The following is a 12,221-nucleotide window of genomic DNA, read 5'->3' as shown; positions in this document are numbered from 1 at the left end:
TGCCATGCTGCGTGAGATTGCGGCGGAACGCGTATCGGACGTGATTCGCGACGCGTTTCTCGAAGCGAACACGATCCTGCCCGACGACATGCATGACCTGATCCGCCGGAGCGCCGCGGCGGAAAGCTCCGCGCTCGGTCGTTCCGTTCTTTCCGAAATCCTCGAAAATATCGACCTCGCGGCGCGCGAGAGGACGCCGATCTGTCAGGACTGCGGAATGGCGGTCGTGTTTATGGATATCGGCCAGGATGTCCACATCGGCGGCGGTTCGCTCGAATCGGCCGTGGACGAAGGCGTCCGCCGGGCGTACCGGGACGGATATCTCCGTGCCTCGGTCGTCTCGGATCCTTTGTTCGACCGGAAAAACACGAAGGACAACACGCCTGCCGTTCTGCACGTCCGCATCGTACCGGGCGACCTCGTGCGGGTCGCTGTCGCTCCGAAGGGATTCGGCAGCGAGAACATGAGCGCGCTCGCGATGTTGACGCCTGCCGCCGGACGCGACGGCGTCGTCCGCTTCGTGACCGAGACGATTGCGTCGTCCGGGCCGAACCCGTGTCCGCCGATCGTGGCCGGAATCGGGATCGGCGGGGATTTCGAGGGAGTCGCCCTGCTTGCCAAGCGTGCGCTGCTTCGTCCGGCCGGGGTTCCGAATCCCGACCCACGGTACGCCGCGCTCGAGGCGGATATCCTGAAGGCCGCGAACGATCTGGGAATCGGACCGGCAGGGTACGGCGGAAGCGTCACGGCGCTCTCCGTATCGGTGGAGTTCGCGCCGACGCATATCGCGGGACTGCCGGTCGCGGTGAACATCTGCTGTCACGCGAACCGGCACGTCGTTCGCGTCATCGGCGGATCGGAGGGGGAAGAACGATGAGCGACATCGTGAAGAATATCCTGACGCCGCTCGACGAATCGATCGTCCGGTCGCTCCGGGCCGGAGACAGGGTTCTCCTTTCCGGAACGGTCTACACCGCTCGCGACGCGGCGCACCGGAGGATCGTCGAAACGATCCGGGAAGGCGGAGAGCCGCCGTTCCCGCTCGAAGGCGCCGTCATCTTTTACGCGGGGCCCGCTCCCGCTCGACCGGGGTCGGTCATCGGCCCTATCGGGCCTACGACGAGCGGACGCATGGATTCCTATACGCCGCTTCTGTTCGAACGGGGGCTCCGGGGGACGATCGGAAAGGGAAGCCGTTCCCCGGAGGTTCTCGAGGCGATGATGCGTTTCGGGTGCGTCTATTTCGGCGCGACGGGAGGCGTCGCGTCGCTGATGGCGCGGTGCGTCACACGCGTCGACCCCGTGGCGTACGATGATCTCGGGGCCGAGGCGGTCCGTCGTCTCGATGTGCGGGACATGCCGCTCGTCGTCGCTGCGGACTGCTTCGGCGGTGATATGTACTCGAGGCGCCCTTCGGCGCGATGACCGGGGTCAGTTGACGGGGAGAATCAGCGCCGGACAGGACGTTCCCTCGATGAGCGCCTCTCCTGTGCTCCCGAGAACGACCTGCAGCAGGTCCCCCATCCGGGAGAGTCCGACGACGAGAAGCGACGGACTGAGTCCGGCGATCTTCGGCGGACATTCGACGGTCGGATCGCCGCTCAGGATGACGCTTTCCGCGGGGATGTCCCACGTCAGGACATCGGCGAGGACGCGTTCCATAGCCTCGGATGCGGAGTTCACGAGATCCTGGGATGTCCCGGGCTCTTCGAGCCGGACGCAATGGAGCAGGGTGATCCGCTCCGGCCTGCCCACGGAGTCGAGAAGCTCCCGCAACTGCGTCAGGATCGCGTAGGTCCGGGTGAAGGTGAGGTCTATCGGAATGACGAGGTGCGAGAACAGGGGATCGGTCGGACGCCCCGGTTCGTTTCGCAACAGCAGCTGTGGAACCGGAAGGACACGGACGAGAGGGATGAGCGTTTCGCCGGGTCGTCCGGGGATCGCGACGAGAGAACATCCTTCCTCCCGCACCAGCGCCGGAAGCGTTTCGAGGACGTCCCCGGCTTCCACCGAGACGCCGTAGAAGAGGTCTTTGGGCAGGATACGCATCGCCATATCGATCAGAACGTTTTCCGTCGCATGGACGATCGACGGGAGGTCGCCGGACAGGCCCGAATCCACGACGTGTGCCAGCAAAAAATCGGCGTGCATTCCCCCGAGCTGGAGGGAGACCTGTTCGAGCGATTTCTCGGAAAACTCGTCCGTGTCGGAGAGGAAACAAACTCGGGTCGCCATGGAGCATCGCCTCCTGCGCATCGTTTTTTGAAGGAATTTTCTTCTGGAGTATACTCCATCATGGAGCGAAAGAGGAAGAAAGCGAGGCGTTTTTGTGCGAGAGGACGGAATATGGAAGATCATCGGCGCGGTTCGGGGTGTCTTCGACGCGCTTCCCCACCGTGCGGCGCTCGGGTTCGGCGCGACGCTCGCGCGGGCGGTGGGATTTCTGTCACGAAAGGGTACGGACCGGGCGGAAAAAAATTGCGTCCGTGCGCTCCAGGTCGGCGTGACGACCGCGCGCTCGATCGTCCGTGAGAGCTATGGAAATCTCGGCCGGTCGATTGCGGAATTTTCCAGAATGCCGCGACGCGAGGAGATTCTCGACAATATGGAAATCCACGGCGAGGAGCATCTGAAACGCGCCCTTGCCGCGGGAAAGGGCGTTATCCTGCTCTCCGCGCATCTTGGCAACTGGGAAATGGGGGCTGCCGCGCTGGCGCGGAAGGGGTATCCGGTCAACGCGATCGGCGCCGACCAGCGCGATGACCGCATAACGGATCTCATCTCGGGGATTCGCGAATCGTGCGGCGTCAGGACCGTCGGCAAGGGATTCGACCTGAAGGCCGCGTTCCGCTGTCTCAAGTCCGGTGAGGCGCTTGCGATCCTGATCGATCAGGATGCCAAAAGCCACGGACTGGTCGTCCCGTTTCTCGGACTTCCCGCAAGCACGCCCTACGGTCCCGTGAAAATGGCGCGTCGTCTCGGCAGCGCCATTCTCCCGGTTTTCGCGATCCGTCGCGGGACCGGGCATCTTCACGACCTGAACATTCTTCCGCCGCTGGTTCTTCAGGAGGGGGAAAATCTGGAAATGGACGTGACGCTGTGCAATAATATAATAAGTACGTGGATCATGGAGTATCCGGGACAGTGGCTCTGGCTGACGGACCGGTGGGCATGGACCTCGGAGACGGCGGGTTTCTGACGGGAATCGATCCGGGACGCGGGAAGTTCGGATTCGCGTTCGTGGCCGGATCTGGCCGACTTCTCGCTTCCGGTATCGGGAGGACGACGGATGCTCCCGGCTTTTTTCGGCGGTTTCGCGAGGGCGATTATTCGTGGCTTCGCCCGATGATCCTCGAGGGAACGACCGATTGTCTGCGGAATCCTCGTTATCCGGTGATCTGCGGCGAAGGAACGCACCGAGTGTTTTTCCTCGAGGCCGCGCGAGTCGGAGGAATACCCGTCACATGTGCCCCCGAAGCGGGAACGACGCTGCGGGCGCGTAAGCTCTACTGGTCGCTCCATCCGCCGGGAGGCCTGTGGAGAATGGTTCCGCTTTCCTTGCGGGTCCCTCCGAGAGATATAGACGACCTGGCGGCGTGGGCTATCGTGATGAAATGGATGTTGCAGGTGGCGGGGACGCCGGAAGAAATGGAGGATACGGAGAATGGGAGCTGAAAAGATCGCCGCCTTGGTGAATACATTCGGTATGTCGCTCATCTCGGTGAGCAAGGAAATGGGAGTCGAACTTTCTCTTGTGAAGTCCGAGGTGGCGCAGGGCGTTAATACGGGAGGAAGTTGCGCCGCCGCACTCGTGGGCGTCGTCGGCGGCGGGTTGCAGGGGACGATCGTTGTCATGCTGGATCAGCCTGGCTTTCACGCCGTCGTGTCCGCCATGTCGGGGGGAATGATCCAGCCGAACCTCGACGATGCGGTTTCGATGAGCGTCATCGGTGAGCTGACGAATATGGTCAGCGGTCGTGCGCTCATCCAGTCCTCGCTGCAGGGGGTCGATGTCACGCCGCCGCAGATCATTACGGGTGCGGGAATCCGGACGATCCCGACCCAGTCTCCCGGGATCCGCACTTTTACGCTCCCGTTCCGGGTGGCACAGGGAGGGACCTTGTATCTGATCCTCTCCTTCCACGGGTAGCCGGGACTTTTTTTCGATGCGGACGGGCAAATGAAACGGGCGGAGCTCCCCTGCGGGAGGATCCGCCCGTTTTTGTCCGGTGAGACAGGTCCGGAGGTCTATCTGGAGAGCGTTTCTCCCTCGGTGGCGGCGACGACGCTCGCGACGCACGAGTCGCCCGTGACGTTGATGCACGTCCGGGCCATGTCGAGAACGGCGTCGATTCCCGCGACGAGGGCGACCCCTTCGATCGGAAGCCCGACTGCGGTCAGGACGAGCGTGAGCATGATGAGTCCGGCGCCGGGAACGCCGGCCGTTCCGATCGATGCGAGCGTCGCAGTGAGCACGATGTTCGCCTGCGCCCCGAGCGACAAGGGGATTCCGTAGGCCTGTGCGACGAAGAGCGCGCAGACGCCCTGGTAGAGCGCCGTGCCGTCCATGTTGATCGTCGCTCCGAGCGGAAGGACGAACGAGGAGATCTTTTCGGAGATCCCGAGGTTTTCCTTCGCGCATCGCATGGTGATCGGAAGGGTCGCTGAGCTTGAACGCGTGACGAACGCCGTCAGCATGGATTCCTTCACGCCCGAGAAGAACCACATCGGCGAACGGCGCGCGACGACGGTCACGAGGCCCGAGTAGACGACGAGGGCATGGAGCGCGCAACCGACATAGACGGCGACGATGACCTTCGCAAACGGCGCGAGAACGGACAGGCCGTATTTCGACACCGTCACCGCGATCAGCGCGAAGACGCCGTACGGAGCGACCATCATGACCATTCCCGTGAGCTTGTACATCGTTTCCGCGACGGAATCGAAGAACGCGATGACGGGTTTGCCCTTGTCTCCCGCGAGGATCGCCGCGACGCCGAAGAAGAGCGCGAAGACGATGATCTGGAGCATGTCGCCTTCGACGATCGCCTTGAGCGGGTTGCCCGGGAAGAGGTTCAGGATGACGTCGGCGATCGCGGGGGCGGCCTTCGGCTGCGCCTTGGCGACGTCCGTCAGGGCCATGCCGACGCCCGGCTGGATGAAGTTTCCGAGCGAGAGCCCGATGACGATGGCGACGGCCGTCGTGATGAGATAGAGGAATATCGTCTTGCCGCCGATGCGTCCGAGCGACCGCGGGTCGCCGATCGAGGCGGTGCCGACGACGAGACTCGAGAACACGAGTGGGACGATGAGCATCTTGAGAAGAGTGATGAAAACCTTTCCGACGGGTTCGATCACTTTGATGGAGGGGCCGACCATCGCTCCCGCCGCGATGCCGAGGACGAAACCTATTGCGATCTGCCAGATGAGCGGAATGCCTTTCTTTCCTTCCAAAAGAACGCACCTCCCGTTGAAAGATGAAAGAAAAACTAACCGGACAGCAGGTTATCGTGAGTCCATCGCACCCCTCCAATTCGAAGCATGTGTGCTGCATTTAATGGAGAGTATAGACCGAAAGTTGCGAAACGTCCACAGAAGTAAGGGCTCCTTGTGGGGATGGGGCGCGTGGGATACAATGCCGTCGTACTGGATGAAATTCTTCGGACGAGAGAGGAATATATGGAGGACCCCGAACATGAAAAAGAAGATCGTGAGTTCCGTATGTGCGCTCTTCCTTGTGCTGCTGACGACGGCGTGCGCGGGAGCGGAACACAGGGGAGGAATCGTGCTCGTCCTTTCCGGCGGAGCGATGCGGGGGCTGGCGCACATCGGCGTGCTCCAGGCGTTGGCCGAGAAGGATATCCCCATCGTCGGCATCGTCGGGACGAGCATGGGATCGATCATCGGCGGACTTGCCGCGAGCGGGTATAAACCTGAAGAGATTCTCGAAGTCATCGAGACGCTCGACCTCGGGAACCTCATGTCGGAACAGGCGACGCCCATATTCGTCCCGAGCGGGGATTCCGATGCGCGGCTCAACCAGATCCCGTGGGCGTATATGGACAAGGCCGGGAACGTGACGGGGCCTCTGGGGGGGTTGACTGGCGTCAAGCTCCTCGAACGTTTCGCGCAGCTCGCGTCGCGCGTCCGGATCGTCGATTTCGACGACCTCCCGATCCCGTACGCCGCGGTCGCGACGGATCTCGAAACCGGCCAGAAGGTCGTCCTTCGCAGCGGCAGTCTGGCGTCGGCCATGCGGGCTTCGATGTCAATTCCGATCCTCTTCGAGCCGTGGTCCATCGGAGGGAAACTCCTCGTCGACGGAGGGCTCGTGTCGAACCTGCCGGTCTTCACGGCGAAGGAGCTCTTCCCCGGATATCCCGTAATCGCCGTCGACGTGACGAGCTCTCCGCGGTCGAAGGAAAACCTCCACTCGCTCCTCGACGTGATCGATCAGACGACGACGATCTTCACGGCGTCGAACGTCGCTGTCGAGAAGAAGGCCGCCGATGTCCTCATAACGCCGGATGTCCGCGGCGTCGCGATGTTCGAGACGAAGAGCGCGCTAAAGGTCGTCGAGAACGGCAGGACCCTCGCGATGCAGAAGATGCCCGAAATCGAGAGGCTTCTCGCTTCGGCCCCTCCGGCGCCGCACCGCGAGGAGCGCCCCGTTCCCCCTGTGAGCGACGTCCGGATCGAAGGGGTGTCTCCGGCGATGGCCGTATCTCTCCGACAGCAGTATTCTCCCTGGATCGGCAAGCCGCCGAGCGAGCTCGACGTCATCAAGGCGGGGATGGACCTCGGGAAGCGTACCGACATCCAGGCCGTGGACTACTACCTCGAAAAGGAAAACGGCGGGACCGTGGTCGTCATGAAGGTTCAGCGCAAGTCCGCCTATGAGATCAACGTCGGCGGGTTCACGACGAATCTTCATCCGTATCGCTGGATCTATCTCAACGGCGTCGCGAGAAACCTCATCAACGACGGAGACCTGCTCCGCACGACGCTGAAAATCGGGGAGCAGTGGGGCGTCGAGGTCAGCTACCTGACGGATCCCGAGGAAGACAAGTCGTGGGAGGTCCTTCTCTCCGGCCAGAGCTGGGAGGTCAGCCCCCAGAACGCGCGTCTCCGCACATGGGAGCGATACGGCGGCGGCGTCGTCAAGCGTTTCAACGTCGGTGCCGCGAACGCGGGGCTTGGCTTCGCCGCGGAGAGCGTCCGGGAACTCGGCGAGGTCACGACGGCGTGGGGGCCCTACGGATTCCTGACCTACAGCACGATGGACAGCGACACGGACCCGACGCACGGAATCGCGCTTCAGGCGAAGATCTGGTGGCCGGACTACGACGAGGTCCTCTACCGGCTCTCCTTCTTCCAGGCGGCTCAAATCTCCGACAAGTGGCGATTCTACCTGCGGGCGGGATTCGCCGAAGGAGATCTGAAAACGCCGGGGCACGCGGTATATCTCGGCGCCGCGCAGGAGCTGTACAGTTACGCCGGACGCCCGATCGAGGCCGAATTCATGGCGTGGTGGAACGTCGCGTTCCGCCGCGTCTACATCAAGAGCTGGTGGGGGAGCCTCATGGCCGAGCTCTTCGGCGGCATGGGGTACGCGTGGAACGACGAAGGCGACCGCATCCGGAACCTCTGGGAGACTGGAATTTCCTTCTCCGTCCCCGGGAAGTTCCTCGATGCGCGGCTCATGTTCCTCTATAATGACGAGAACGATTTCAAGATAGGGTTCTTCATAGGCACTCCGATGTGGGGGCATTTCCCACTTCCGTAGCGGATCGGACAATATCAGCCCGGACCGGGGGCGGCAATGTCCGGTCGTGCCCGTCGCGGCACGGGCGGGAAGGATAGTCATGGCGAGAAATATCACATCCAGATCGACCGATTTCTCGGAATGGTACCTCGATGTCATCAAGACGGCGGAACTCGCCGATTACGCCCCGGTACGCGGGTGCATGGTCATTCGTCCGACCGGGTACGCCGTCTGGGAGGCGATCCAGCGGTACTTCGACGACGCGTTCAAGGAGACCGGGCACGTCAACGCCTACTTCCCGCTCCTGATCCCGAACTCCTTTCTCGAGAAGGAGGCCGAACACGTCGAGGGCTTCGCGCCCGAGTGCGCGGTCGTGACCCACGCGGGCGGCGAAGAACTCGAGGAGCCGCTCGTCGTCCGGCCGACGTCCGAGACGGTAATCGGGCATATGTACAGCAAGTGGATCCAGTCGTGGCGCGACCTGCCGATCCTCATCAACCAGTGGGCAAACGTCATGCGCTGGGAGAAGCGTCCGCGCCTCTTCCTGCGGACGTCGGAGTTCCTCTGGCAGGAGGGGCACACGGCGCACGCTTCGGAGGCCGAGGCCGTCGAGGAGACGCTCCGGATGCTCGAGGTCTACCGCCGGATCATGGAGGACTGCCTCGCCCTGCCGGTCGTCGAGGGCGAAAAGACCGCCGGGGAACGCTTCCCGGGCGCCGTCAACACGTATACCTGCGAGACGATGGTGCGCGATGCGAAGGCTCTCCAGGCCGGAACGAGCCACTTCCTCGGGCAGAACTTCGCGCGCGCGTTCAACATCCAGTTCCAGAACCAGGCCGGGGCGCTCGAGTACGCGTGGACAACGAGCTGGGGCGTTTCGACGCGCCTGATCGGAGCCGTCATCATGACGCACTCCGACGACGACGGCCTCGTCCTGCCGCCGCGCATCGCGCCCGTCAAGACGGTCATTCTCCCGATAGGGACCGACGAGGCCGCACTCACCGGCCGCATCCTGCCGAAGGCGGAGGAGATCGCGGGCGATCTCCGGAGGGTTCTCGGAGGCACGGCCGTGAGGCTCGACCGACAGTTCCACATGCGCCCCGCGGACAGGTTCTTTTTCCACCTGCAGCGTGGGGTTCCCCTCCGGCTCGAACTCGGGCAGAAGGATTACGCGAAGGGAAACGTCCGTTTCGTACGTCGCGATACAGGAGAAAAGGGAGACATCCCGTTCGAGGCCGTCCCGAGGGTCGTTCCCGAACTTCTCGACCGGATTCAGAAAGATCTTCACGCGAACGCGAAGGCATTCAGGCTCGCGAACACGGTCCGCGTATCGTCCTGGGACGAATTCCGATCGGTCATCGAGGAACGCGGCGGCTTCGTTGAGGCCTATTTCGCCGGAAGCGTCGAAGACGAGAGGCACATCAAGGAAGAGACCGGGGCGACGCCGCGGTGTTTCCCGCTCTCGGACGACAGCCGCGGTCGCTGCTTCCTGACGGGGCGCGACGGCGCCAGGCTCGCGGTCTTCGCGAAGGCGTACTGATCTTTTTTTCATCTGAGATAAAGGAGCTGGCATCATGACGTATCGTATCTTCAGCGGAATGCGCCCGACGGGAAAGCTGCATCTGGGACACATGGCGGGGGCGCTGACGAACTGGATCAAACTCCAGAACGACAGCGACTATGAGTGCTTTTACGGTATCGTGGACTGGCACGCGATGATGTCGGATTACGCCGATATGGGCAAGCTCCGCGACAACTGCCGCGAAGTGCTTCTCGACTGGCTTTCCGTGGGGCTCGACCCCGAGAAGAGCACGATATTCCTCCAGTCGCACGTCCCGCAGCACGCGGAAATCCACCTCGCGCTCTCGATGATCACGCCGCTCGGATGGCTCGAGAGATGCCCGACGTACAAGGACCAGATCCTGAACATCCAGAATAAGGACCTCTCGACATACGCGTTCCTCGGATACCCCGTCCTCATGGCCGGCGACATCCTTCTCTACAAATCGACGAAGGTCCCGGTCGGCGAGGATCAGAGCGCGCACCTCGAGATCACGCGCGAGATCGCGCGCCGTTTCAACAATTTCTACGGTCCCGTCTTCCCCGAGCCGGATATCATGCTGACGCCGACGCCGAAAGTCCCGGGAACGGACGGACGAAAGATGAGCAAGTCCTACAACAACTCGATCAACATTTCCGACACGAAGGACGTCCTCTGGAGCAAGCTCAGCACGATGATCACCGATCCCGCGCGCATCCGGAAGTCCGATCCGGGCGATCCGGACAAGTGCCCGGTCTGGGACATCCAGAAGGTCTTCAACGGAGACGCGGCACAGAAGGCCGAACTCGCCGAGGGATGCAGGAAAGCGGCCATCGGATGCATCGACTGCAAGAAGGCGCTGCTCGCGCACGTTGTCCGGATCCTCGAACCCGCGTGGGAGAAACGGGCGTATTACGAGAAGAACGACGCCGTGCTGCGCGATATCGTCATCCACGGTGCGGAAAAGGCGAAAATTGTCGCGAAACGGACGATGGACGAAGTTCTCGCGGCCATCAACCTCGTCCCGCGAGGCTGATCCGGAGCCGCTCCTGAAACGTCGTTGCCGCTCCGTCCCGGAGGAAGTCCGGGACGGAGCGTTTTTTTCTGCTTCGGAACGGCGTCAGGCGGACGGGCGGTCGGCGAACGCCCTGAGTTCGGATTCGACCTCCGTGCGGCTCGTCATCGTCAGCACGTGCTCTGCGAGAACCGCGCATTCGGACATGTCGAGCGACCGGATCGTCTTCCGGACCGAAGGGATTCGAGGCGCCGACATCGATAACTCGCGAAAGCCCATCCCCAGAAGCAGCGGTGTCGCGAGCGGATCGCCGCCCATTTCGCCGCAGACGTCCGCGGGGATGCCGGCGGATGTCGCGGCCGAAGCGATCATCGCGAGGAGCCGCAGGACGGCGGGATGAAACGGACTGGAAAGATGGGCGACGTCGGAGTTTCCCCGGTCGCACGCGAGCGTGTACTGCGTGAGGTCGTTCGTCCCGACGGAGAGGAACGACGCCTCTTTTGCGAGTGAGTGAGCCAGGAGCGCGCTCGACGGGACCTCGACCATCGCTCCGATTTTTTCGGGGAAAGCGAATGGGACCCCTTCCCGTTCGAGGGCGCACGCGCATTCTTCGAGAAGGGCTTTTGCCGCGACGAGTTCCGAGAGATCGGTGATCATCGGAAACATCGCCCACAGGTGCCCCGACGGTGCGGACCGGAGCAAGGCGCGAAGCTGCGTCCGGAAGACCTCCTGGCGCGCGAGGCAGAGGCGGATCGCCCTGAGGCCGAGAAAGGGGTTGTCCTCCCGTCCATTTCCGAGGAATGGGATTTCCTTGTCGCCGCCGGCGTCGAGCGTTCTGATGACGACCGTGTGCGGCGACGTGGCGGCGAGCGCGGCCATGTAGGCCGCGACGTGATCGTCTTCCGACGGCGGGACATTCCGCCCGAGGAACAGAAATTCCGTCCGGAAGAGCCCGACGCCCTCGGCCCCTCTTTTGAGAGCCGCCTGCACCTCTTCCGGACAGCCGATGTTCGCCATGAGCCGAATCTTGCATCCATCCTTCGTGACGACGGGAGCGGAGATCTCGTCCCGTTCCCATACGATTTCGGCGATTCGCGTGCGGGAGACGGCCTCAATGGTCGCCTCCCCGGGATCGATCACAAGCTCTCCGCGGGAACCGTCGATGATCGCGACATCGCCCTTCCGGACCATCCCCGTCAGACCTGCGATTCCCGTGATCATCGGAATGCCCTTGGCCCCGGCGAGGATCGCCGCGTGCCCCGTGGCTCCGCACCGTTCGGCGGCGATCCCCGCGACGACGCTCGGATCGATCGCTGCGACCTGCGATGGCAACAGATCATTCGCGACCACTATACGGGGGGTATCCCAGGAGACGTCAAACGGGGCCTTCCCCCTGATCGCGCACAGAAGTCGGAAACCGACATCTTCGATATCGGAGCTTCGTTCGCTCAGATAGGGGTCCGGGATGGAACGGAACTGTTCCGCGATAGATCGGGCCGTGCGAACGACCGCGTTTTCGGCGCACGTCCCCGAGCGGATCTCGCGTTCGATCCCGCCGACGAACTCTGGGTCCCGGAGCATCATGACATGGACGTCGGCGATGTCGGCTTCGGGAGATCCGGCCGTCGACGGGACGGACGAACGGATTTCCCGCTCCGTTGCGTCTGCGGCGTCGCGGAAGCGTTTCAGGTTTTCTTCGATGCCGAACGTGCCGTTATCCGGTGTCTCTTCGAATGAGACCGTTCCGAACGGCTCGACGGGAGCGACGGCGAGACCGGAAACAACAGGCGTTCCGAAAATGCGTCGTTCCATTCAATCACCTCCGAAAAATCAATGGGACTAAAAAAATATTGACAACGTTCACTATAGCAAATAAAATCGTCTTCGTCGACGGCATTTTT

The 12,221-nt window shown here is 62.6% G+C and carries 11 protein-coding genes; 8 read left to right on the top strand and 3 right to left on the bottom strand.

All coding sequences use genetic code 11. The features are described 5' to 3' along the window. The first annotated feature begins 4 nt into the window (after nt 1-4). Entirely contained in the window at nt 5-877 is an 873-nt protein-coding gene (locus ACZ5IU_RS03760; protein ID WP_464420661.1) for a fumarate hydratase, read from the top strand. Beyond that, nucleotides 874-1,425: a FumA C-terminus/TtdB family hydratase beta subunit gene (locus tag ACZ5IU_RS03755; protein WP_464420659.1), complete on the top strand. Its 552-nt coding sequence runs from the start codon at nt 874-876 to the stop codon at nt 1,423-1,425. Before ACZ5IU_RS03760 ends, ACZ5IU_RS03755 begins: the two co-directional genes overlap by 4 nt. A gap of 6 nt (nt 1,426-1,431) precedes the next feature. On the opposite strand, the gene ACZ5IU_RS03750 is transcribed toward ACZ5IU_RS03755, so the two are convergent. Further along, on the bottom strand, nt 1,432-2,235 hold the full coding sequence (locus tag ACZ5IU_RS03750; protein WP_464420657.1) for a universal stress protein: 804 nt from the start codon (nt 2,233-2,235) through the stop codon (nt 1,432-1,434). A 94-nt stretch (nt 2,236-2,329) separates the two neighbouring features. Between ACZ5IU_RS03750 and ACZ5IU_RS03745 the strand changes: the two genes are divergently transcribed. Genes ACZ5IU_RS03745 through ACZ5IU_RS03735 form a run of 3 tightly spaced genes read left to right on the top strand, consistent with a single transcriptional unit; the run spans nt 2,330 to nt 4,150 of the window. Further along, nucleotides 2,330-3,199, top strand: coding sequence for a lysophospholipid acyltransferase family protein (locus ACZ5IU_RS03745; protein WP_464420655.1), 870 nt, complete (start codon nt 2,330-2,332; stop codon nt 3,197-3,199). Then, nucleotides 3,145-3,675 carry an endonuclease gene (locus ACZ5IU_RS03740; RefSeq protein ID WP_464420653.1) on the top strand — a complete coding sequence of 177 codons (531 nt, stop codon included), beginning with the start codon at nt 3,145-3,147 and terminating at the stop codon, nt 3,673-3,675. Before ACZ5IU_RS03745 ends, ACZ5IU_RS03740 begins: the two co-directional genes overlap by 55 nt. Then, the gene (locus ACZ5IU_RS03735; protein WP_464420651.1) at nt 3,665-4,150 is read left to right on the top strand and encodes a chemotaxis protein CheX; all 486 of its coding nucleotides are present in this window, start codon (nt 3,665-3,667) and stop codon (nt 4,148-4,150) included. The genes ACZ5IU_RS03740 and ACZ5IU_RS03735 overlap by 11 nt, the downstream gene beginning before the upstream one ends. Before the next feature lie 98 nt (nt 4,151-4,248). On the opposite strand, the gene ACZ5IU_RS03730 is transcribed toward ACZ5IU_RS03735, so the two are convergent. Next, the gene (locus ACZ5IU_RS03730; RefSeq protein WP_464420649.1) at nt 4,249-5,454 is read right to left on the bottom strand and encodes a dicarboxylate/amino acid:cation symporter; all 1,206 of its coding nucleotides are present in this window, start codon (nt 5,452-5,454) and stop codon (nt 4,249-4,251) included. A 241-nt stretch (nt 5,455-5,695) separates the two neighbouring features. Here ACZ5IU_RS03730 and ACZ5IU_RS03725 point away from each other — a divergent pair, with 241 nt between their 5' ends. The 3 genes from ACZ5IU_RS03725 to trpS all read left to right on the top strand — a co-directional run bounded on the left by ACZ5IU_RS03725 (nt 5,696) and on the right by trpS (nt 10,341). Continuing rightward, nucleotides 5,696-7,786: a patatin-like phospholipase family protein gene (locus ACZ5IU_RS03725; protein WP_464420647.1), complete on the top strand. Its 2,091-nt coding sequence runs from the start codon at nt 5,696-5,698 to the stop codon at nt 7,784-7,786. 79 nt (nt 7,787-7,865) lie between these two features. Further along, the gene (gene proS / locus ACZ5IU_RS03720) at nt 7,866-9,305 is read left to right on the top strand and encodes a proline--tRNA ligase (RefSeq protein WP_464420645.1); all 1,440 of its coding nucleotides are present in this window, start codon (nt 7,866-7,868) and stop codon (nt 9,303-9,305) included. Nucleotides 9,306-9,339: 34 nt separating this feature from the next. After that, nucleotides 9,340-10,341, top strand: a complete 1,002-nt coding sequence (gene trpS / locus ACZ5IU_RS03715; RefSeq protein ID WP_464420643.1) for a tryptophan--tRNA ligase — start codon at nt 9,340-9,342, stop codon at nt 10,339-10,341. Nucleotides 10,342-10,425: 84 nt separating this feature from the next. Here trpS and ptsP read toward each other — a convergent pair whose 3' ends face one another. Further along, nucleotides 10,426-12,132: a phosphoenolpyruvate--protein phosphotransferase gene (ptsP, locus tag ACZ5IU_RS03710; protein ID WP_464420641.1), complete on the bottom strand. Its 1,707-nt coding sequence runs from the start codon at nt 12,130-12,132 to the stop codon at nt 10,426-10,428. Nucleotides 12,133-12,221: the final 89 nt, after the last annotated feature.

The organism is Lactivibrio alcoholicus (genome assembly GCF_055390895.1).
Note: the sequence above shows the minus strand (reverse complement) of the source record. Positions and strands in the feature narration are given on the sequence as shown.

Coding starts and splice junctions, on each gene's coding strand:
- ACZ5IU_RS03760 (WP_464420661.1), top strand. CDS start 5: ATGCTGCGTGAGATTGCGGCGGAACGCGTATCGGACGTGATTCGCGAC.
- ACZ5IU_RS03755 (WP_464420659.1), top strand. CDS start 874: ATGAGCGACATCGTGAAGAATATCCTGACGCCGCTCGACGAATCGATC.
- ACZ5IU_RS03750 (WP_464420657.1), bottom strand. CDS start 2,235: ATGGCGACCCGAGTTTGTTTCCTCTCCGACACGGACGAGTTTTCCGAG.
- ACZ5IU_RS03735 (WP_464420651.1), top strand. CDS start 3,665: ATGGGAGCTGAAAAGATCGCCGCCTTGGTGAATACATTCGGTATGTCG.
- ACZ5IU_RS03725 (WP_464420647.1), top strand. CDS start 5,696: ATGAAAAAGAAGATCGTGAGTTCCGTATGTGCGCTCTTCCTTGTGCTG.
- proS (WP_464420645.1), top strand. CDS start 7,866: ATGGCGAGAAATATCACATCCAGATCGACCGATTTCTCGGAATGGTAC.
- trpS (WP_464420643.1), top strand. CDS start 9,340: ATGACGTATCGTATCTTCAGCGGAATGCGCCCGACGGGAAAGCTGCAT.
- ptsP (WP_464420641.1), bottom strand. CDS start 12,132: ATGGAACGACGCATTTTCGGAACGCCTGTTGTTTCCGGTCTCGCCGTC.